General features: G+C 66.5%; 28 protein-coding genes and 1 pseudogene. 9 read left to right on the top strand and 20 right to left on the bottom strand.

The window, feature by feature from the left end; genetic code table 11:
• Positions 1 to 8: 8 nt before the first annotated feature.
• From ACK59H_RS13400 to ACK59H_RS13380, 5 genes are all read right to left on the bottom strand, one after another.
• Positions 9 to 1,436, bottom strand: a complete 1,428-nt coding sequence (locus tag ACK59H_RS13400) for a phage minor head protein (RefSeq protein ID WP_409264509.1) — start codon at positions 1,434 to 1,436, stop codon at positions 9 to 11.
• Between the two features lie 3 nt (positions 1,437 to 1,439).
• On the bottom strand, positions 1,440 to 2,912 hold the full coding sequence (locus ACK59H_RS13395; protein WP_409264508.1) for a hypothetical protein: 1,473 nt from the start codon (positions 2,910 to 2,912) through the stop codon (positions 1,440 to 1,442).
• A gap of 3 nt (positions 2,913 to 2,915) precedes the next feature.
• Positions 2,916 to 4,391, bottom strand: coding sequence for a hypothetical protein (locus ACK59H_RS13390; RefSeq protein WP_409264507.1), 1,476 nt, complete (start codon positions 4,389 to 4,391; stop codon positions 2,916 to 2,918).
• Positions 4,392 to 4,484: 93 nt separating this feature from the next.
• On the bottom strand, positions 4,485 to 4,949 hold the full coding sequence (locus ACK59H_RS13385) for a helix-turn-helix domain-containing protein (RefSeq protein WP_409264506.1): 465 nt from the start codon (positions 4,947 to 4,949) through the stop codon (positions 4,485 to 4,487).
• Positions 4,946 to 6,313 (bottom strand): DNA modification methylase, encoded by a 1,368-nt coding sequence (locus ACK59H_RS13380; RefSeq protein ID WP_409264505.1) that lies wholly within the window; start codon positions 6,311 to 6,313, stop codon positions 4,946 to 4,948. Before ACK59H_RS13380 ends, ACK59H_RS13385 begins: the two co-directional genes overlap by 4 nt.
• A 254-nt stretch (positions 6,314 to 6,567) precedes the next feature.
• On the opposite strand from ACK59H_RS13380, the gene ACK59H_RS13375 reads away from it, so the two are divergent.
• From ACK59H_RS13375 to ACK59H_RS13335, 9 genes are all read left to right on the top strand, one after another.
• The gene (locus tag ACK59H_RS13375) at positions 6,568 to 6,774 is read left to right on the top strand and encodes a hypothetical protein (RefSeq protein ID WP_409264504.1); all 207 of its coding nucleotides are present in this window, start codon (positions 6,568 to 6,570) and stop codon (positions 6,772 to 6,774) included.
• Between the two features lie 27 nt (positions 6,775 to 6,801).
• A complete protein-coding gene (locus tag ACK59H_RS13370) occupies positions 6,802 to 7,227 on the top strand; it encodes a hypothetical protein (protein WP_409264503.1) in 426 nt (141 codons plus the stop codon).
• Between the two features lie 5 nt (positions 7,228 to 7,232).
• Positions 7,233 to 7,607 (top strand): hypothetical protein, encoded by a 375-nt coding sequence (locus tag ACK59H_RS13365; protein WP_409264502.1) that lies wholly within the window; start codon positions 7,233 to 7,235, stop codon positions 7,605 to 7,607.
• On the top strand, positions 7,604 to 7,885 hold the full coding sequence (locus ACK59H_RS13360) for a hypothetical protein (RefSeq protein ID WP_409264501.1): 282 nt from the start codon (positions 7,604 to 7,606) through the stop codon (positions 7,883 to 7,885). The genes ACK59H_RS13365 and ACK59H_RS13360 overlap by 4 nt, the downstream gene beginning before the upstream one ends.
• Positions 7,878 to 8,126, top strand: a complete 249-nt coding sequence (locus ACK59H_RS13355; protein WP_409264500.1) for a hypothetical protein — start codon at positions 7,878 to 7,880, stop codon at positions 8,124 to 8,126. The genes ACK59H_RS13360 and ACK59H_RS13355 overlap by 8 nt, the downstream gene beginning before the upstream one ends.
• 380 nt (positions 8,127 to 8,506) lie before the next feature.
• Positions 8,507 to 8,893, top strand: coding sequence for a hypothetical protein (locus ACK59H_RS13350; protein ID WP_409264499.1), 387 nt, complete (start codon positions 8,507 to 8,509; stop codon positions 8,891 to 8,893).
• 25 nt (positions 8,894 to 8,918) lie between these two features.
• Positions 8,919 to 9,350 carry a hypothetical protein gene (locus ACK59H_RS13345; RefSeq protein ID WP_409264498.1) on the top strand — a complete coding sequence of 144 codons (432 nt, stop codon included), beginning with the start codon at positions 8,919 to 8,921 and terminating at the stop codon, positions 9,348 to 9,350.
• A 182-nt stretch (positions 9,351 to 9,532) separates the two neighbouring features.
• A complete protein-coding gene (locus tag ACK59H_RS13340; protein WP_409264497.1) occupies positions 9,533 to 9,853 on the top strand; it encodes a hypothetical protein in 321 nt (106 codons plus the stop codon).
• On the top strand, positions 9,853 to 10,245 hold the full coding sequence (locus ACK59H_RS13335; protein WP_409264496.1) for a YkgJ family cysteine cluster protein: 393 nt from the start codon (positions 9,853 to 9,855) through the stop codon (positions 10,243 to 10,245). Before ACK59H_RS13340 ends, ACK59H_RS13335 begins: the two co-directional genes overlap by 1 nt.
• Positions 10,246 to 10,449: 204 nt before the next feature.
• On the opposite strand, the gene ACK59H_RS13330 is transcribed toward ACK59H_RS13335, so the two are convergent.
• The 15 genes and pseudogenes from ACK59H_RS13330 to ACK59H_RS13260 form a co-directional block, all read right to left on the bottom strand.
• The gene (locus ACK59H_RS13330; RefSeq protein ID WP_409264495.1) at positions 10,450 to 10,818 is read right to left on the bottom strand and encodes a hypothetical protein; all 369 of its coding nucleotides are present in this window, start codon (positions 10,816 to 10,818) and stop codon (positions 10,450 to 10,452) included.
• Complete coding sequence (locus ACK59H_RS13325) at positions 10,815 to 11,246, bottom strand: hypothetical protein (protein ID WP_409264494.1); 432 nt, start codon at positions 11,244 to 11,246, stop codon at positions 10,815 to 10,817. The genes ACK59H_RS13330 and ACK59H_RS13325 overlap by 4 nt, the downstream gene beginning before the upstream one ends.
• Positions 11,243 to 11,629 (bottom strand): hypothetical protein, encoded by a 387-nt coding sequence (locus tag ACK59H_RS13320; RefSeq protein ID WP_409264493.1) that lies wholly within the window; start codon positions 11,627 to 11,629, stop codon positions 11,243 to 11,245. Before ACK59H_RS13320 ends, ACK59H_RS13325 begins: the two co-directional genes overlap by 4 nt.
• Positions 11,626 to 11,871 (bottom strand): hypothetical protein, encoded by a 246-nt coding sequence (locus ACK59H_RS13315; protein ID WP_409264492.1) that lies wholly within the window; start codon positions 11,869 to 11,871, stop codon positions 11,626 to 11,628. Before ACK59H_RS13315 ends, ACK59H_RS13320 begins: the two co-directional genes overlap by 4 nt.
• 120 nt (positions 11,872 to 11,991) lie before the next feature.
• The gene (locus ACK59H_RS13310; RefSeq protein WP_409264491.1) at positions 11,992 to 12,216 is read right to left on the bottom strand and encodes a hypothetical protein; all 225 of its coding nucleotides are present in this window, start codon (positions 12,214 to 12,216) and stop codon (positions 11,992 to 11,994) included.
• On the bottom strand, positions 12,213 to 12,482 hold the full coding sequence (locus ACK59H_RS13305) for a hypothetical protein (RefSeq protein ID WP_409264490.1): 270 nt from the start codon (positions 12,480 to 12,482) through the stop codon (positions 12,213 to 12,215). Before ACK59H_RS13305 ends, ACK59H_RS13310 begins: the two co-directional genes overlap by 4 nt.
• Complete coding sequence (locus ACK59H_RS13300; RefSeq protein WP_409264489.1) at positions 12,479 to 13,612, bottom strand: hypothetical protein; 1,134 nt, start codon at positions 13,610 to 13,612, stop codon at positions 12,479 to 12,481. The genes ACK59H_RS13305 and ACK59H_RS13300 overlap by 4 nt, the downstream gene beginning before the upstream one ends.
• Positions 13,609 to 13,914, bottom strand: a complete 306-nt coding sequence (locus ACK59H_RS13295) for a hypothetical protein (protein ID WP_409264488.1) — start codon at positions 13,912 to 13,914, stop codon at positions 13,609 to 13,611. Before ACK59H_RS13295 ends, ACK59H_RS13300 begins: the two co-directional genes overlap by 4 nt.
• 87 nt (positions 13,915 to 14,001) lie before the next feature.
• On the bottom strand, positions 14,002 to 14,646 hold the full coding sequence (locus tag ACK59H_RS13290; RefSeq protein WP_409264487.1) for a ParA family protein: 645 nt from the start codon (positions 14,644 to 14,646) through the stop codon (positions 14,002 to 14,004).
• A gap of 30 nt (positions 14,647 to 14,676) precedes the next feature.
• On the bottom strand, positions 14,677 to 15,024 hold the full coding sequence (locus ACK59H_RS13285) for a hypothetical protein (protein WP_409264486.1): 348 nt from the start codon (positions 15,022 to 15,024) through the stop codon (positions 14,677 to 14,679).
• Between the two features lie 146 nt (positions 15,025 to 15,170).
• A complete protein-coding gene (locus ACK59H_RS13280) occupies positions 15,171 to 15,599 on the bottom strand; it encodes a hypothetical protein (RefSeq protein ID WP_409264485.1) in 429 nt (142 codons plus the stop codon).
• Positions 15,600 to 15,785: 186 nt separating this feature from the next.
• Complete coding sequence (locus tag ACK59H_RS13275; protein WP_409264484.1) at positions 15,786 to 16,139, bottom strand: hypothetical protein; 354 nt, start codon at positions 16,137 to 16,139, stop codon at positions 15,786 to 15,788.
• Between the two features lie 81 nt (positions 16,140 to 16,220).
• The gene (locus ACK59H_RS13270) at positions 16,221 to 16,667 is read right to left on the bottom strand and encodes a hypothetical protein (RefSeq protein ID WP_409264483.1); all 447 of its coding nucleotides are present in this window, start codon (positions 16,665 to 16,667) and stop codon (positions 16,221 to 16,223) included.
• A complete protein-coding gene (locus ACK59H_RS13265; RefSeq protein ID WP_409264482.1) occupies positions 16,664 to 16,987 on the bottom strand; it encodes a hypothetical protein in 324 nt (107 codons plus the stop codon). Before ACK59H_RS13265 ends, ACK59H_RS13270 begins: the two co-directional genes overlap by 4 nt.
• A gap of 14 nt (positions 16,988 to 17,001) precedes the next feature.
• Positions 17,002 to 17,261 (bottom strand): annotated as a pseudogene (locus ACK59H_RS13260) (hypothetical protein); the annotation flags it as partial.

The following is a 17,261-nucleotide window of genomic DNA, read 5'->3' as shown; positions in this document are numbered from 1 at the left end:
GTGCCCCCTCAAGCCGCGAGCGCGGCCGGTACGTAACGGATGAAAATCGTGCAACGGCAGGCGGGGTGCAGCGGGGGCATCTGCACACCGTAGCCGTGGCCGGTGTTGAACTGGACGTTGATGTGTATGCCGTAGCCTTCGGCGCCCCTGTTCAGCGCCGGCATTGGCAGGCAGATGGGACAGGTGCGCTCGTCTTTGGCAGTGAGCCAAGTTTTCCGCATCGCCTCCTCGTCCACAAGGCCGGCCTGTGCGGCCTGCTGCCAGCTGGCCAGGATGCCGGCGTTGGTGGCGCGCAGGCTCTCGGTGCGGGCGATCATCTCGCTCCGGTACCGGCGGTACTTGCGGGCGTAGGCTTCGACCATCTTGTCGATCTGCGCCGGCGTGAGGGGCTTGCCGGTGTCCATGGCCGCTTGCAGGGTCTTGTCGTACCGGAAATCACGTAGGCGGCGGTCGAAGATGCCGTCCAGGGGCTTGCCGGAGCCGTCGACGGCGAACGTCTGCGCCCCGCCGGCGGCCCGGCTGACCTTGCCGCCGAGGTTCATGCGGGTGGCGCTTTTCTTCTCATGGAACGTCTGCAGCTGCTTGCGGAAGGCTCCCACGGCCGCGGCCTGGCGCTCGGTGAGGCCGACGATCTGGCGCACGTCGCGCGCGGTGTCGCGGGGGTTGGCGCCGTTCTTGAGCCCCTGGTTGACGACGTGGCGGATGCCTTCCCGGGCCTTGTCATCGATCTCGACAATAAGGTCCAGCTCGTACTTGTCCAGAAACTGGGTCACCTTGGGGTTCAAGGCGTCGAACTGGAAGACGGCAGCCTTGGGCTTAAAGTCCGGCTTTCCACCAGGTGTAAAGCCATCATCCCCGCCCCCGCCGCCTGGCCCTTTACCACCTGGTGGTAAAGCGTTGCCGCCGTTTGGTAAAGCCGGCGCCGGTTTTGGTAAAGCCTGGACGGGTTTTGGTAAAGCGGCCCCGGGCTTGGCCAGGTCGCGCAGCGTCTCGATGTAGGCGTCCTCGATCTCGCCGACCGCGTGCTCGATCGCGCGCAGGGCGCCCCGGCCGATGGTGGCCCGGCCGACGCCGGTACCGGCGCCGTAAATCGTGGCCAGCGACGCCATGGCGCCGATCCGCGGTGCCTCACCCTGGGCGCCAGTGACGACGGCCTGGCGCAGGGCCTGGCGGGCTTCGACCAGGTAGTCGCTGGGGTCGCCCATGCCCAGGGCCTCGAAGACGGCGGCCAGGTCGCCGGTGGCGATGGCCACCTCCAGGGCGTCGAGGTCGGTCTTGCGGTACAGGCGCGCATACGCGGCCTCTACGGCGTCGGCCAGCGGCCCCTCGAAGCGCTTGGCCAAGGCATCGAGGGCGTCGGCGATCGCCCCCTCACGCCCGCCGGCGGCCTTCTCGATGCGGGTTGCCGGCGCGGTCGGTCGGTTAAATACCCACATGGATTAGTCCTCGACTGGTTCGGGTTTGCCAGGCTTGGCGGGCTTGGCAGGGGCCTGTGGGGCCTTTTCCTTGCCTGCCGGTGCCTTGGCCCCGGGTTGGCCCTCCTCGCCGTACAGGCGCGCGTCGCGCTCGACGGTGTCCTGATCGGTGTCCTCGGGCGCCTCGGGCAGACCCATGCGGCTGCGCAGAGCGTTCTCCAGCTCGCGGTCGGGGAACAGCTGCGCCCCGGAGCCGGTCATGGCGGCGAGCATGCGGCCCAGCTGGTCCAGGTCCAGGTTCTCGATGTCGCCCGGGGCCAGGGTGGGCATCAGCTCGTATTTCAGGCCGTTCTTGCGCCACAGCTCGGGCAGCAGGATGCGGTTGATCGGCGCCGCGACCTGCTTGAGGAAGCTGCCGATGGCCGTGGCAAACAGCGCCGTCTTGTCGCTGGACAGGGCGAAGCTGCCGGCGGCGGTCTGCCCCAGGAACAGGAAATCGGCCAGGACGGTCATGGCGATGCGGCGGTCGTAACGGTCGACGATGGCGGTGGTGTCGAACTGGCGAGTGCCGCCGCTGCTCAACAGCGCCACCTCGTACAGGTAGTTGCCCTTTTCGTCGCGGGTGTTGGGCAGCAGCAGGCCCTCGTTGGTGTCGCGCTTGATGCCCTGGGCCAATTTCTTGTACCCGGCCAGGGTGCGCTTGTCGTCGGGGCTGGCGTCGTTCTTGAACAGCGAGCCCGGGGCGCGGACCACCGGCAGGCCGGCCAGGTCGCGCTCGATGCCGATGCCCTCGATCTCCTCGATGCGGGTCTTGAAGAACCACGGACGGTAGGCGCTGCGCAGGATCGACCGGCCTTCGGGGTTGTTCTTCACGCTCTGCGTGCGGAACAGCAGCATGTTCTCGATCGGGATGAACACCTGCGGGCCGTTCTCGGGCTGCTGGTACAGGCCGAGGATGTCGCCGTTCTCGTTGATCTCCCAGCGCTCGACGGTTTCCTGGGCGCGGAGCGCCATCTTGCGGATACCCCAGTACCCGTCGTCGAAGTTGGAGCGCTGGCCCGGGTCCTTGTGGTCGCGGCCCTTGCGGCGCTTGAGGGGCACCTCCATGGGGGCGTAACCGAACGGCAGCATGGTGAGGATTTCCGTCAAGGTGTCCTCCCAGGTGCTCTCCATGTCCTCAAACAGCATTCCCGCGGCCAGGTCGGCCATTTCCTGGGCCTTTTCGGTGTCGTCGGCCGGCTGCATGCTCCAGTCGCTCTGGCGGATCAGCATGTTGATGGCAAACAGCATGGCCCCGACGACGGGGTCGTTGTCGGCCATCTGGCGGTACACGCGCATGCCCTTGCGGCCTTTCAGCTCGGGCAGGAACTCCTCGTTGATGTAGCCGCTGGCGTGCTTGAGGCCGGTGCTGCCGACCTCCTCCGGGGCAAACTTGCGGATGTCTTCTGTTGGGTCTTCGGTGGCGTCGAGGATCTTGGCGACTGCGGGTTCGGTCATGGTCTAGCTCCAGGGGGATTCGCGTTCTAGGCCAATGGCGGCCAGTACGTGGTCGTCGACGCCTTCGGGGGCGAACGTCAGTAGTAGGGAGTCGGCAATGTCGGGGCTGTGCCCGAGCCGTTTTTTCATCTCGTCCTTGGACTCGACCAGCAGGCGGCCGCTGGAGTCGATGGAGTACTTCACCGTGGCCAGCTCGGCGGCCAGGTCCTGGGCGATCTCGTTGTCGATCATCGAGAACGATGGGCGCTCCTGGGCGATCCAGCGGGCGCCTTCCAGCCACAGGTAATCGCGCAGGCGGAAGCCCTGGGCCTCGACGCTCTCCTCGCCATCCTCGTAAGGGTTGAAGCGCTTGGGCGCGGCCTGGGCGACGTTGACCTCGACAACCCGGGCCTTGAGCTTGCCTTCTTTGCGCAGCTCGCGCAGACGGTCGACGACGCCGGCGCCAAGACCCACAACGTCGACAAACACCTTCCTGGCGCCGTAGCTGTTGGCCAGGTTCACGATCTGACCGGCCGTGGTCATGGTGTCCTGCTTGGCGTGGATCTCAGCGTGCAGCAGGTTGCGTTCCTGGCGAACGGTGAGCACCACCCGGTCGTTACCGAAGCGCGCGACGTCGGCGCCGATGCGGATTTCGCCCAGGTCGTCGTATGGGTCGCGGGTGATGCACGGCTCGCAGTGCTCGAGCGCGATTAGGGTGTCGTCGTCTTGCTTCGGGAACTCCCCATCACAGCGGACACGCACCACGTTGCTGCCCTCGCCGTACTTGCGGACCAGGCCGGCGCGGTAGTCGCTGGAAACCAGCGGGCTCTCGGCCGAGCTGAAGTGCAGGCAGGTGAACTCCGACCGGCCGTGGTGGTGGCTCATGTGAAAATAGCCCGACGTCCTGGTCGGGTTGCCCAGCATCAGCAGGCGGGCGCCGTGGCTGGACAGCGCGCCTTCGGCGACTTCGAACACCTTTTCGAAGACGCCCGATGCCTCGTCGATGATGAAGAAGATCTTGCCTTCGCCGTGCTCGTCGCCGACGACGCCCAGGCCGTCCTCGCTGATTTCCAGGTCGGAGGCGTGGAAACCCTGCAGGGCGTCGGGGTTGTCGCGGCCGCTGGTGCGCGCCACCGCGAACCATTCCGCCGGCGCGCTGGTGTCGTAGATGCGGTCCTTGGTGAAGGTGAATAGGTTGGTAAGCCAGAACCGCGGGTGATCGCCGCGCTTTAGGCTGACGTCGGCGCTCTTACGCGCCCATTTGCCGATCTCGGCCCATAGCACGTCGCGCAGCTGGTGGCTGGTGGGCGCGGTGCAGGGGATCTTGGCGTAATCGCGGGTTTCCAGGAACCACAGGGCGGCGCCGCTGGTGCAGCCCGACTTGCCGATACCGTGGCCAGCGCGGCACGAAACCTTGGCCCCCTCGGGTGCCAAAGCCTCGAATAGTTTCTTCTGCTGCCAGGTGGGGCGAAGGCCCAGGCGCTCTACGGCGTAGCGCACGGGATCTTCTGCCCATTGTCTGCGGAGGGTTAGGTATGCGTGCAGCTCCTCCTCTCGCACCGGCGGCATCTGTGCCTTGGCGCTGGCCATTCCTTACGCTTTCTCCGCTCCCATCGCCTTGGCGGTGTTCTCGGCGGCCTTGAGCAGCGACGCCAGGCCGGCGCCGACGATGCTCAGGGCGCCTGGCTCGCCGTCCGGGTCGGTGATCGCGGCCTTGATCGGGCTGTCGAGGCCCAGGTACTTGGCCCGGCGGTCCATGACCTTGAGGCCCTTGTCGATCGCCTGCAGGTGGCCTTTGCGGATCTGGCCCTCGATGGCCATCCACATTTGGTCCAGGCGCATCAGTTCCAGCTGCTTGACCACCTCGGCGTCTTCCTTGGTGCCTTCGCTCAGCTGCTTGAGCAGCTCGGTGACGTACCCGTGCGCGGTCGACACGCTGATGCCCAGGGCGTCGGCGATCTCGGTGTAACTGGCGCCGCCCTTGCGCAGGGCGAAGGCCTTGCGCTTGCGCTCCATGGCGAGCAGCTGGTCGGGGCGGGTGCGACTCTTTTTGGTCATGTAGTCACTCCTTTGCTGGCGCGGGCCTTGCCGAGGCGCTCGGCCTCAACCTGGGCGAACTGCTTTTGCTCCTCGAAGTGGACGGCCACCATGCCGGTCCAGTCCTGCCACCGGCGGATGATGATGTCGGCGTACTTCTCGTCCAGCTCGTTCAGGCGGGCCCGGCGGCCGATCTTCTGGCAGGCGATCAGGGTGGTGCCGCTGCCGCCGAAGGTGTCCAGGACGATCTCGCCGCGCTTGCTGCTGTTGGCGACGAAGCGCTGCACCAACTTGACCGGCTTCATGGTGGGGTGCAGCTCCGACCGGCTCGGCTTGTCCTCGTACACGACGCTGGTGATGACCTGCTCGAGCAGCTCCTGGCACAGCTGCTCGAGCTGGCCACGGCTCAGGGCCTTGAGGTCCTTGGTGTCGTCGACGACGGTGGTCTGCGTGAAGTCCTGGCAGTAGTAGTGGGCGGCGCCTGGCTTCCAGCCGTACAGGATCGGCTCATGGCGCCAGTTGTAGTCCTGGCGGCTCAGGGTGGCGCTGGACTTGACCCATATCAGGTTCTGCTTGAGCAGCCAGCCGGCGTCGATCATGGCCCGGCGGAAGTTCAGGCCCTCGCTGTCGGCGTGGGCGATGTAGACCGCGCCGCCTGGGCGGGTGACGGCGATCGCCGCCTGGTAAAAGCCCAGCAGGAACTCATAGAACTGCTGGTCGCTCATGTCGTCGTTCTGGATGCTGCCGGCCTTCGTCTCATAGGCGACGTTGTAGGGTGGGTCGGTCCATACCAGGTCGGCCTGTTCGCCCTGCATCAGGTAGCCCAGGGCCTGGACGCTGGTGCTGTCGCCGACATGCAGGCGGTGCTCGCCCAAAATCCACAGGTCGCCCTTGCGGCTGACCGTCTCCTCGCGCTCGCCCGGGACGTCGTCGTCGTCGGTTAGGCCCTGCTCCTCGGTTTCCTCCAGCGGGCCTTCGGCGTCGACGACCAGGCTGTCGATCAGCGCCTGCAACGCCGGGTTGTCCGTCTCAACCTCGGCCAGGAGGCTGTTCAGCATCTCCTGGTCGGTGGTGGCCATGCCCCCGATCGGGTCGAGGGTGGCCAGAATCAGCGCCTCCTCCTCCTCGCTCAGCTCGACGTAAACCACCGGCACCTCGGGCTCGCCGCGCTCCAGCGCCACGCCCACGCGCAGGTGGCCGTCGACGATGTAGCCGGTCAAGCGGTTGACGATGACGTTTTGCACCCAGCCAACCTCGTCTAGCACCGCCTTGATGGCGCTGCGCTGGAGGTCGTTGTGGACGCGCCAGTTGCGCGGGTTGGCCAGGAGCTGTTCGGGGCTCTCGGTACCGGAGCCGACGATGCGGTTGTTCCAGGTGGAAGTCATGGGGGCGGGAGTCCTTGCGGGGGGCGTGCTGTGGGATTTTTCCAGTGGTGCCCGTTATACCCGCGCGCTTGGCGCCCCCACAAACCGGGCCGGAGTGGCGGAGAGGGGGCCCGGGGCAGGCCTGGCGCGGGTTTGGCGAGACTGGAGGGCGCGCCGTTCCTTATTTCTGTGGGTTATAAAAGCGCACCTTTTAACTTGTATGACTGTTTGTGAGTGGGTACAGTGTACCTACTCCACAACGAGGATAAGCCCCCATGTCCCAGTCTCAGTTCTTCTGTTGCTCGCTGCTCGAGGCGGCCGAAAAGGCCTCTATCAAGACCGTGGCCGAAGTCACTCATGCCCAGCGTCATGCGGCCAATGACCACCCCGTGCTGTCCCTGCTGCTCACCGACCTGATCAAGCAGTCGGCCGACCTGCAGGTGCGTATCCGCCAGGTGCGCCTGGCCGCTTGCCCCAACTAACCCCCCTTGCCCCCGAGGAGTTGCCCCATGATTGATACCCTTTCCCCGATCCTGCCCGGCTTCCCCTGCTCGTCGGAAGACCTGCACCAGGTAAACCGCGCCCTGCTGGCCGCGGACTCAGCTGGTCTGCACTCCGACAAGTTCGTCCTCGTCCTGACCTCCCACTGCGCCATCGGCATCGTGTCGATGTCGGGCGGGCCGAAGGTCGGCAACCTGTGTCCCTCGCTCAAGAGCTGCCACCGCTTCGAGTCCATGGCCGCGGCCAAGGCCGCGATGGTGTCGTGCTTCCACCTGGACTTCCCGCCGGTGATCGTCATGCCGGTACCGGCCTGGCGGGCGAACGTGCGCGCCTTCCTGCGCGTGGCGCTGGCCTGCGCACAAAGCCATGAACTGCTGCAACAGAACGCCGCTGACGTCGTGTCAGCGGCCCTCCAACAAGCCGCCAAAGAGTGACCGCCATGACCGCTCCTGCTCCCTTCCCGCTGTCCCTGAAACCGGGCGATCGCGCCCACTACCAGCCGGGCGTGTTCGGCACGCAAACGGGCGGTACGCCGGTGCTGATCGCCGAGGTGGGCCGCCAGTACATCCGCGACACCATGGGCCGCCAGTTCCAGATCGCCGACGGGATCAACATCAAGGGCGCCGCCCAGGGGCGCCTGTGGGCGTCCGAGGCCGCGTACAAGTCGGAGATGCGCTGCGCCCTGGCGATCGTGCGTCTGACTAAGCGCTTGGAGGGCATCGCCCGAACCACTCGCGGCGCGCGCCCGTCTATCGAGAATGTGATGGCCGCTGCGTCGCTGCTGGGGGTCAACCCCGAGCACATCCTGCAATGACGCCCGCGATCCTGCTCCAGCCGCGCCGCGTCGAGGTGCTGCGTGGCATGGCCGATGATGCGGGCGATGTGCTGGTGCCCGCTGGGGAGCTGCATACGCTCCTCGCGGCTCATGAGGACGCCAGGTCGCTGGCGGTGTCGCTGCCGGTGCTGCTGGCCCGCCTGGAGCGCTGCGACGCGCTACTGCGCGCCCTGGTGAGCAACGGGGGTGCCCCCGAGGTGCTTGCCGGCGTCGAAACCTATTTGTCTCAACGATTCCAGGAGGTTCCCCGTGGCTGATCATGTGGTTTTGCAGGATTTCCTGCGCCGTCATCGGCTCCAGCACAACGAGGTCGGCAAGGTGACCGGCTACTCGCTCGACCTGGTGCGGTCTGTCCTCTACCAGAAGCGTGCCATGCCTGAACCTATGCTGGCGGTTATCCAGGCCATCGACGCTCTGGCAGCTGTGGGACAGGAAAAAGCAGCTGTATTCATCCTACAGCGCTTGCGAGAGCGGCCGCGGAGTGTAACGGGAGCGTAAAGATACGTTAACTAGGCGACATTAATAGTTTATTCACTTGCAACGGTTCAGCTCACTGGGTACTTTGTACCCAACCAGAAACGCATTAGCAGCGTTTTGCGCGGGCCTTACCACCCCGCGCTGACTTTCCGAACTACCGCCCGACCCAGGCCACACTGGCTCGGGCTTTCGTGCTAGACGCTTCGGGAAGGTCTACTAAACTGAACATTACCCGCAAATTGACTTGCCCAGTCGGGCTTAAGCGGGTATCAGTACGCCCCTGCGCGCCCCCGCGCAGACTTGCAGGATGCAAAGTGCCGTTTTTGCTGGTCCGAACACCCCCGGCTGCCCCCCGCCGGTCTAGCTCGCTGCTTTGCACAACGAACAATGGAGTGCCACCAATGTCCCAACTCGACTACCTGCGCAAGGCCCGCGCCCAAATGGCCACCGCGATCGAGAACCTGTCCTCCGCCCTGGAGCAAGGTGGGACCTGCCTGACCGGCAAACCTTACATCCTGTCCTTGGCTGACTGCCCGTCCCATTGCCTTGCCCGCGTCGACGGCGAGTGGATGGTTTGTTCCGCATCTGACCTGCTGACCGATGTTGCCCGCTTCACCCTGGAGGACGCCGAACGCTTGGCGGCCGTCATGGTCGAACAAGGCGAGTCGGAACTGGTCGCTGTGCGGGCCTACGACTGGCAGATAGCCCGCCTGGCCGAAAGCCGCCAGGCCCTGGGGTCGCTTGACGCGCTGATCGCCGAGCATGCGCCCCTCGCCCCTGCTGCCTAACAACGAATACCCTGGAGCCCCGTTTATGTCGCAAGCGTCGCAAGAGCGTTATGTGCGTCACACCATCGCCATCCTGGACAAGGCTATCGCTGCCCTCGACAGCGCGATCAACCCTGGTGCCCCCTCCCAGGTTGAAGCCCCTTACATCCTGGTCGAGCCGTCCGACCCTGATCGCGGCCTGGTGTTCATGGGCTCCCCTGCTGCCCCATCGGTTGCCCTGCTGCCTGACCTGCTGACCGGCGTTCCGCGCTATCGCATGGACGATGCCGACCAGGCCGCCAGGAATTTCGCCGCACAGACCGGCCGCTCGCTGCTGCGCATCAATGCCCGAATCTGGCAGCTGCAGCGCCTGCAGGAGCTGTACGAATGCCGCGAAGGCCTGGAAGCGCAGCTGGTCACCATCCCGCGCCAGGTCATCCATGTACACCCGGACTTCTGCTCGCAGGCATTGCAATGATGCCTGCGCTGCGCCGCCTACGGCGCCACCGTGGCGTGCTGGGCGGCCTGCTCTTTGTCCTGGTGGCCTCTGGCAGCCTCGCGCTTGCTGGGGCCTTTGCTGTGGGCGCTGCCTGGCGCAACTGGCGGGCACGCCAGCGGCCGTAAAATAGGCGTCCCTTTCCGCCCCCGGACGCCTTCCCCATGCAGCCCCCGAGCACCATCAAGATCACCCGCGACGCCGATGGGCGCGTCGTGTCTGTCCTCCTCCCTGTGCGCGACCATGAAGTGCTGGCCCCGCTGGTCACCTGGGCCTCTCGCCGCACGCGCTACACCTACCTGGCCGAAGCGGCCGTATTCACCACCACCCTGGCCGTCTCCTCGATCGTCGACAGCACCTGGTTGACCGTCGCCTGGTACCTGTTGACCGCCCCTGTGCTGTTCTGGTCCAGCGAGGTGGCGAGCCGTGAGTTTGTGGTCGCGCGCTGGGCAGAACATATCGCCAAGACCAAGGGGGTGTGGTGATGGCCGCGTGCGTGATCGACGGTACGCGGTGCACTGCCTGCTGCCAGGCGATCGGCCTGCACAGCAAGCGCCCGAACCTTCGCAAGGCTGCCTTGCGCGGCGTGTGGGGCGACGTCCAGTTTGTCGCGGCCAACTGGAAGCCGATCAGCTGGCGCCGGGCGAAGAAGCGTAACCCCCACATCGCCACGACGATGGTCAAAACGGCCAAGTCCTACTGGGTGTGCAAGCAGCTGACGCCGAAGGGCTGCGGCGCGTACCTGGACAGGCCGAACGTGTGCCGGGGCTTCCCTCGGTACGGGAACAGCCCGGAGGTGTTCAACGAGCGCGTGCGCACGCACGGGCCGGAATACCACCCGCGCTGTACCGAGTGGCAGCTGATCGCTGTGCAATGACAAAGGGCGCCGGAAGGGCGCCCTTTTTGTTGGCCTGGCCAAGCTCCAGACGCAAAAAAGCCGCCCGTGTGAGGAGGCGGCTTGTCTGCCCGGCGATGTTGCTGCCGGTTTCGCTGGCTGTGTCGGGTGTGACGCGACGAGGGGGAATATACCCGCCCTCCCCTGGCCCTGGTATCCGACCGTAAACAGACCCAGTGTGGCCAGCTAGATCGGCTTGCGGCGCAGGTGCCAATCTGGCGTGCCTCGCGGCCCGGGATCGGGCGGCCATTTCGGCGGTGGCTCGACGGGCTCGGGCTCAGGCGGTGGCGGCTCCTGGCGATCGCTACACACCAGGCGAAAGTACCCACCACTGTGCGGGTCCTCCCAGGGCTCTGGCATGCGAAAGCGCATGGTGTGGCGCTTGCTACAGGGGTTGAACGTCTCGGGCGGGTCGCCCCTGCGCGTCCAGGGCTTGAAGTAGCGGCACTCCTCGCATGGCAGCAGGTCGACGCCCCTGTCGAGGAGCGTCCGCTCCAGGGCGCGCTCCTGCAGCTCGTCGCGGAGCGCCTGGTCGCTGGCGTCCTCGATGTTCATCCGACGATGGTGACGCTGTCGCGGTCGGCGCGGTCATGGATCTGCGCCAGGGTCAGGCCCTTGCAGCGCAGCTCGCCCCGCTCGCCGGGGTTCTCGGTGTGATGCGCCACGGGCCCGCTGTGCTCGACACCGTTCTCATGCCACCGGATGGTGTCGCCGCGCTTGATCGGGGCGCGCACGCTGCCGCTGAAGTCGATGTGCCCCTTGGGCTGGGCCAGCTGGGTGATGGTCACCTCGGCGACGTGCTCGCTGCCGGCGGTGCCGGTGACGGGCCTGGTGGTGAGCCATACCTTCTGCTCGACGCCGGCGGCGTCCAGGTCAATGCCGGCCGCCTGGGCGACGGCCTGGGCAATGACGCGCTTGAGGTCGTCGCCGGCCAGGCTGGCGGTGGTGGTTTGGGTGTGGGTGGTGGTGCGGCTCAGTTTCATGGCTGCTCCTGGGCAGGCTGCTGTGGTGCGGGGAGGTATTCGGCGACCAGCGGGACGCAAAGGTAAAGGGCGCTGCGCATGTGCAGCCGTGTCGGGGCGTTGGCCAGGCGGCTGGCCAGCCACATCCAGCTGTAAACCAGGCGCCCCTGGGGCGGCTGCTCGGCGTCGACGTCGGCCTTAAAGCGCTCGTACTTGTCCAGCGCGCGCTCGAAGTGGCGGGTGCGGCGGAAGATGTCGGCGGCGTACCGGATGTTGTCGGCGCCGGCGATCAGCAGCGCCTCGATGTCCTCCGAGGCCTCGATCTCGCACATCTTGTCGAATAGGCCGGAAATCAGGCCGCTGGCGCGGTCGACGTCCTCCTCAGTGATGGGTGCCTGGCTCATGCCTGGGCCTCCTGGACGGGGGTGCAGTGGTCCAGGGCGACGCAGCCCGACTTGCCCAGTAGCCAGATGACGGCGCTGTGGCCGCTCAGCACCTCGGCCTCGCCGTTGGTGCGGTAGCGCCCCGTCTCGCCCTGGCCCTTGATCGATTCATAGCTGACGAGGGTGCCAGAGGGGTTGGCGGCGTTCCAGGCGTCGCACTGGGCCTGGAGCTGGGCGGCGGTGGGGCGTTTTGGTGCTGGCATGACGGTGTACCTGTGTTGGTGTGTTGGTACTGGCAAAGCCCCGTCAGGCCGGGGCGTGCGCTATTTCGCGGCTTAGCCGCTTCGCTATTTCGCTATTTCGCTAAGTCGCTATTTAGCGCTTTAGCGGCGGGTGCGCTGCTCGGGGGTCGTGCACTCGCAGCCTTTGATCTCGACGACCACCGTGTCGCCCCAGCGCGGGGAGACGCTGTAGCCGGCGAACAGCCATTGCCCCAGCAGCTTGCCCAGGTCGGCGCGGTCGGTGCGCTTCACGTCGGCGGCGCCGATGTGGTTGAAGCATCCGCCGCAGCTGGCGACGAAGGTGTTGGGCGGTGGGGTCTTGCTCATGCCGGGCACTCCTGGCGATCGGTGCAAATGATGCGGTAGTGGCCGAAACAATCGGCATCCTGCCACTTGGTGGGGGTGTGAAACTCCATGCGATGGCGCTTCTGGCACGGGTTGTAATCGGCCGGCATGTCGCTCGGGCTGGCCCAGTGCCGATAATGCAGGCACTCCTCGCACCACCTGGCCGGCTGCCTGGGCTTGACGCTGTTGCGACGGCGCACCAGCTCCTCCAGCAGCTCGTCGTCGGTGAAGTGGTCCAGGACGCTCACGCCTGGGGCTCCTGGCGGGTGTAGGGGCGGCCGCGCACCAGCTCGATCACCTGGGCGTCCTCGTATACCTCGGGCAGTTCCTCGCGGGTGGCTGCCACCATGTAGCGGTTGCCGGCGATGCCGTAGGCCAGGGTGGGGCGGTCGAGCAGCTCGGCCAGCTCGTTGTGCAGCTGGGTGATGGCGGTTTCAACCGCGCTCGACACGGGCCCGGTACCGGTGTGCTCGGCCCACTCGTTCTCCTCGACCATGGCGACCATCGCCATGCACTGCGCCAGCTGCTCCTCGCTGGCGTTGATGTCCAGGCGCTGGCGCTGGATCTGCTCGTTGAGGTTCTCGATGGTGGTCAGCAGCTGGTGCTGTGCGGCGTTGGCCTCGGTGCGCTCGGCCCTCAGCTTCTGCACCTCCTGCTCCAGGTCGCGGGTCCGCTGGCCGTACTCGCGGTATTCCTGGCGCAGCTGAGCCAGCCATGCGCTGCTGACCTGCTCGGTGCCCTCGGGCAGTTTCGGCGCCGGTGCGTGCATGGCGCGGGCCTGCCATCCAACCCAGGAATTCTGCAGGCTTGAATCGACGTACTGGCCGTAGCGCGGGTCGCTGGTCGGCAGGGCGTCGCGGATGAACTTGAGCGGCGCCGTCGGCCACTCGCCTTTGATCCACGTCTCGTACCTGGTGCGCTCTGGCTCCTCGGCGGCGTAGGCCGCTGGCAGGTTCGAGAAGCGCAGCAGCGCCTGCCAGGCGGCCTCCAGGGCCTCGTCGACGTCAAACCCGGCCTGCCGGCTGGTGTTGAAGGCCAGCAGCATCTTGACGCGGGCGTCGTAGGAGCGCTCCAGGGGCACGCGCACCTCGCGGCCGTTGCTGTGCTCGCCCAGTCGGCCGTTGGTGTGGCCGCGCTCGTAGACGCCCAGCAGCATGGCTGCCATCGGGTAATCGGGGGCGTCCTCGCGCACGGTGTTGAGGCAGAACGCCTCCAGGTGGCGCCCGTTGGGGCCAATGCGCCCCCATTCCCGGGTGGGGCTGCCCACCGAGAAGCGCCCGTCGCTGTTGTCGGGCTTGCCGGCGTCAATGGCCGGGGCGCAGAGGTCGCACTTGGGGTCGCGGCAGTGTGGGCCGGCGCACTTCGGATAGTCGGTCACTCTTTCTTCTCCATCGCCTTGAGGCTGGTGGTGTCCCACCCCTTGCGGTCCATGAACTCGATCAGGGATGTCTTGAATATGTCGACGTGGTTGGCGTCGTGGGTGGCGCAGAACAGCCGAAACTGTTTACGAAACTCGGCCTCGACCTTGAAGTTGCAGTCCACCAGGTCTTTCGCCTTGGGCGTCTTGGTGTTGTTGCCTACGACGACGGTGTCGGCCGCGCCTTGTGGTGGTTCGCCCTTGCCGTGGGCCTTGGGGCCCGGGGGCTTGGGCATGTTCAATGCTGGCGGTTGGGTGGTCATGGGGGCTGACTTCCTTTCGCTGTTTCGTTCTTTCGCTAGGCCGCGATTTCGTTAATTCGCGGCTTCGCTAATTCGCTAATTCGCTGCTTAGCCGATTAGCGCGTTGAAGCGGTCGACCGCTGACTGGACCAGCTTGCTGGCGCGCTTGTTGAGGCTCGGGTAGGGCGTCTCGATGATCGAGCGGCCCAGGTCGTGCGCGGTGCGGTAGCCCGGGCGGTCGGGTATCTCGCCGTCGAGGGTGTAGAAACGGGTCTTGCCCAGGTAGGTGCGCGCGGCGGCAATCTCCACCTCGCTGTTGCCTACCTTGTTCAGGGCAAAGGCGATTCGCTCGATCGGGATGGCGTGTTTGTCTACCAGGGTGTTGGCCAGGGTGACGGTGGGCTCCAAGTCGTCGAGGCAGAGGCCGGTGGGCAAGATCAGCAGGTTGACCGCCTGGGCCATGGCCACCGTCTCGTCGGTGGCCTGTGGCCCGCCGTCGATGATGATCATGTCGGCGCTGCCCGCCTGGGCGATGCCGGCGGCGACGCTGCCACACATTTGCACATGCAGCTCGGGCAGCACGTTGTTGGCCAGGCGCCGGCGTAGCCAGCTGGTGACGGTGCCCTGGCGCACGTCCAGGTCGATTACCTTGGTGTTCCAGCCGGCGTTGGTGAAGGCGACGGCGAGCGCGCGATCGATCGTCGACTTGCCCGGGCCTCCTTTCTGCGATGCGCATCCAATCATGTAGGGCATGTGGCTCTCCTGGTGCTGCTGGGGTCGTTGTTAAGCGTTGAGGTGGGGCAGGGCTGCGTCGATCTGCTTGCGCAGCCAGGTGCTGCCGCCCAGGGCGATAAAGCGCTTGCGGTAGTCCTCTGTCATGCGGGCGTGCACGCGGACGTCCTTGCGCTCGGGGCCGTAGAAGCGCTGGCGCTTGGGCTGGGTGCCGCGGGACTCCCGCTCGATGGCGGTCGGGGCGTCCTCGGCCTGCAGCTCCTCAAGACTGTTGAGGGCGCGGCCGTCGGTGGTGTAGACGCGCTGGCCGCCGGTGCTGACCATCGTGACGGCGCGCCGGAACCAATCGCGGCCCTGGTAGCGCTTGACGTCTTCGCGTGTGATTAGGGTGGTAGTCATGGGTGCTGGCTCCCGTGGTGTGCGTGCGTGGATTGTGTACGCACACTAGCGGAAGCGCAAGGGGCAGGCCGTGGGTTATTTCCTACAGCTACAGTGCCGCCAAGTGGCGGCTTCTGTAGGTTCTGGCGGGATATTGTGTTGCGGAGCTACAGGGGGAGGCAGTTCTGGTGATGGATCTGCTGCAGGCCGCGCCAATCGAACGTGGCGGGGAGGCTGAACGCCTGGTCGATCGTCAGGCCGTGCTGAATGCGGCGGCGGATGGTGCGCTCGCTGGCGTCGGCGAACGCGGCCAGCTCGGCGACGGTGCCGGTGCGACCGTTCCACGTGTAGAGGTGCCTGGCGCGCCGTGCTGCTCGAGCACGCGCCAGCGCCTCGGTTACGGCTGGGCTCGGGCTGCGGCTGACGCCCAGGCTGGAGCGGCGTCCAGACCAGGTGAGCGGGGGCATGACGCCCAGGATCGCCCAAAACTTGTTTGTGCTCAGCTCCAGGGCCTTGCGGGTCTGCGTCTTGGACCAGCCGCGTTCGGCCGCGGCCTTGATGAAGGCCTCGATGTCGACGTTATCGTGCGCTGCCATGTCATGCCTCCTCAGTCTGGAACTGCCCGCTGGCTGGGAAGTAGCGGGTACAGGTAACCACCACGTCTACGCCGTCGCGGCGATGGACGGGCATATCGTGAAAGGGTAGGCGAGTGCAGTCACTCTCGCGCATTGCGCAAGACTGGCACCGGCCTATGCGTGGGTGGTACTGCGTCTTGAGCTGGCTCATGTCTGCGGCCCTCCAGCGTCTCTGGACTCAGCGGCCTCGGACAACAGCTCAAGGCGGCGCGCGGACTCGTCGGCCAGCTCTTTGCGGTCCTGGTCGTTGTAGACGGGCATGGGCACAAAGTCGATGCCAAAGCGGACCATTTCGTTGACGGCTTCCATCACCTTGCGCAGGTGTGCCGGGCTGACGCGGTTGGTGTTGATCCAGGCGCTGTCGTCGGCTTCCAGGGCGTGCGGGTTGCCTGGGTGGGTGCAGTGGCTGCATGGGGCGCCGCCGAGGTGACAGGCGCAACCGCGCCCCTCGTTCTTGAACTCGTCGTGCAGGGCTTGGGCGGCTGGGGTGAGTGTCTTCATGACTGGATTCCTTGGGTTCGTTGTGTTGGTGCTGGCACGGTGGTGCTGGCGGCCTTCCCTCCCCGAGTCGGCCGCCTTGGGTCATTCCTGTGCGTCGGCCTTGGGGGCCATCGCGGACGGGTCCAGCGCCAGCAGACGCTCGGCCATGTGGCCGATCTGGCCCTCGGCGTGTGCGATTCGCTGGCGGGCCTGGCCAAGCTCTGCCTGGGCCTGTTGCTGGGCTGCGATGGCGCCGCGCACCTGCTGGGTCAGCTCCGCAATGATTTCAACGGCCAGCGGGGCGTCGCCGCGGGCCTGCTGCTCGCGCAGGAGGTCGTCTTGCTGGGTGACGATCAGCTGGCTGAACGCCTGGTCGTCGAGGCCGGTAGCCTTCTGCATGAACGCAGGGACCATTGTGTCGGCGCGCAGGTAGCGGCCTTGAGCGTCCACCAGTTCGGCAGTGTATTGGCGGGTGCCGGCCGGGGGCACGTCCTGGAACGAGCGGCGAACGCCCTGGAGCGGGGCGAGTGGTACGGCTTCGAGGGTCATACGGCCTCCTGTGGGGCTTGGGCGGCGGCCAGGATCTTGTCGGCTGCGGCCAGCAGGGCTTCGATGGCGGCGGCCTCGGCGGCCGGCTGCAGGGCGTCGCTCACCAGCGCCATGATCTTCTCCAGGACGTCGGAGGCGTGCGGGGTGTGGCCGTCGATCTCGACGCCGTGCAGGAGCCCTTCGGACTCCGACAGCTCGTCCAACTTGGCGAAGATCGGGGCGAACAGTTCGTTGACGCGCTCGCTCAGCTGCTCGACGGCCTGGTCGCGCACCTTCTGTTCCAGGGCGCTGATGGCGGTGCTAGGGGTTGCTTCGGTCATGGTGACTCCGGGGGTTAGTAGTCGCTGGGGCTGCTGGAATCGCTGGAGCTGCTGCAGGAGCCGTAATCGCTCCCGCCTCCCCAGCCGCCGCTGTCGCGGGACGGTGAGCAATCGACCAGGCGCGAGGAATCATCCCGCCCGGCGCCGGCGTCGCTGCAATGGCGGGCCGGCTCGGGCGCTGGGGCGACGTAATAAACCTGGTTGGCGGGGTTAAGCGGGTTGAGCGGGTTGAGCGGGTGCAGCGGGTTGCCCGTGATCGGGTCGGGGCTGGAGC

This window comes from Pseudomonas sp. KCJK9000, from assembly GCF_046230725.1.
GTDB classification, from domain to species: Bacteria; Pseudomonadota; Gammaproteobacteria; order Pseudomonadales; family Pseudomonadaceae; genus Aquipseudomonas; species Aquipseudomonas promysalinigenes.
This window is presented reverse-complemented; position numbering and strand designations above follow the sequence as displayed.

Excerpts from the sequence above, each read along its gene's own strand:
- ACK59H_RS13370 (WP_409264503.1), top strand. The coding sequence starts at position 6,802 with ATGATTGATACCCTTTCCCCGATCCTGCCCGGCTTCCCCTGCTCGTCG.
- ACK59H_RS13360 (WP_409264501.1), top strand. The coding sequence starts at position 7,604 with ATGACGCCCGCGATCCTGCTCCAGCCGCGCCGCGTCGAGGTGCTGCGT.
- ACK59H_RS13290 (WP_409264487.1), bottom strand. The coding sequence starts at position 14,646 with ATGCCCTACATGATTGGATGCGCATCGCAGAAAGGAGGCCCGGGCAAG.
- ACK59H_RS13380 (WP_409264505.1), bottom strand. The coding sequence starts at position 6,313 with ATGACTTCCACCTGGAACAACCGCATCGTCGGCTCCGGTACCGAGAGC.
- ACK59H_RS13335 (WP_409264496.1), top strand. The coding sequence starts at position 9,853 with ATGGCCGCGTGCGTGATCGACGGTACGCGGTGCACTGCCTGCTGCCAG.
- ACK59H_RS13270 (WP_409264483.1), bottom strand. The coding sequence starts at position 16,667 with ATGACCCTCGAAGCCGTACCACTCGCCCCGCTCCAGGGCGTTCGCCGC.
- ACK59H_RS13340 (WP_409264497.1), top strand. The coding sequence starts at position 9,533 with ATGCAGCCCCCGAGCACCATCAAGATCACCCGCGACGCCGATGGGCGC.
- ACK59H_RS13320 (WP_409264493.1), bottom strand. The coding sequence starts at position 11,629 with ATGAGCCAGGCACCCATCACTGAGGAGGACGTCGACCGCGCCAGCGGC.
- ACK59H_RS13375 (WP_409264504.1), top strand. The coding sequence starts at position 6,568 with ATGTCCCAGTCTCAGTTCTTCTGTTGCTCGCTGCTCGAGGCGGCCGAA.
- ACK59H_RS13295 (WP_409264488.1), bottom strand. The coding sequence starts at position 13,914 with ATGACCACCCAACCGCCAGCATTGAACATGCCCAAGCCCCCGGGCCCC.
- ACK59H_RS13385 (WP_409264506.1), bottom strand. The coding sequence starts at position 4,949 with ATGACCAAAAAGAGTCGCACCCGCCCCGACCAGCTGCTCGCCATGGAG.
- ACK59H_RS13310 (WP_409264491.1), bottom strand. The coding sequence starts at position 12,216 with ATGAGCAAGACCCCACCGCCCAACACCTTCGTCGCCAGCTGCGGCGGA.
- ACK59H_RS13265 (WP_409264482.1), bottom strand. The coding sequence starts at position 16,987 with ATGACCGAAGCAACCCCTAGCACCGCCATCAGCGCCCTGGAACAGAAG.
- ACK59H_RS13400 (WP_409264509.1), bottom strand. The coding sequence starts at position 1,436 with ATGTGGGTATTTAACCGACCGACCGCGCCGGCAACCCGCATCGAGAAG.
- ACK59H_RS13325 (WP_409264494.1), bottom strand. The coding sequence starts at position 11,246 with ATGAAACTGAGCCGCACCACCACCCACACCCAAACCACCACCGCCAGC.
- ACK59H_RS13280 (WP_409264485.1), bottom strand. The coding sequence starts at position 15,599 with ATGGCAGCGCACGATAACGTCGACATCGAGGCCTTCATCAAGGCCGCG.
- ACK59H_RS13285 (WP_409264486.1), bottom strand. The coding sequence starts at position 15,024 with ATGACTACCACCCTAATCACACGCGAAGACGTCAAGCGCTACCAGGGC.
- ACK59H_RS13350 (WP_409264499.1), top strand. The coding sequence starts at position 8,507 with ATGTCCCAACTCGACTACCTGCGCAAGGCCCGCGCCCAAATGGCCACC.
- ACK59H_RS13345 (WP_409264498.1), top strand. The coding sequence starts at position 8,919 with ATGTCGCAAGCGTCGCAAGAGCGTTATGTGCGTCACACCATCGCCATC.
- ACK59H_RS13330 (WP_409264495.1), bottom strand. The coding sequence starts at position 10,818 with ATGAACATCGAGGACGCCAGCGACCAGGCGCTCCGCGACGAGCTGCAG.
- ACK59H_RS13315 (WP_409264492.1), bottom strand. The coding sequence starts at position 11,871 with ATGCCAGCACCAAAACGCCCCACCGCCGCCCAGCTCCAGGCCCAGTGC.
- ACK59H_RS13275 (WP_409264484.1), bottom strand. The coding sequence starts at position 16,139 with ATGAAGACACTCACCCCAGCCGCCCAAGCCCTGCACGACGAGTTCAAG.
- ACK59H_RS13365 (WP_409264502.1), top strand. The coding sequence starts at position 7,233 with ATGACCGCTCCTGCTCCCTTCCCGCTGTCCCTGAAACCGGGCGATCGC.
- ACK59H_RS13395 (WP_409264508.1), bottom strand. The coding sequence starts at position 2,912 with ATGACCGAACCCGCAGTCGCCAAGATCCTCGACGCCACCGAAGACCCA.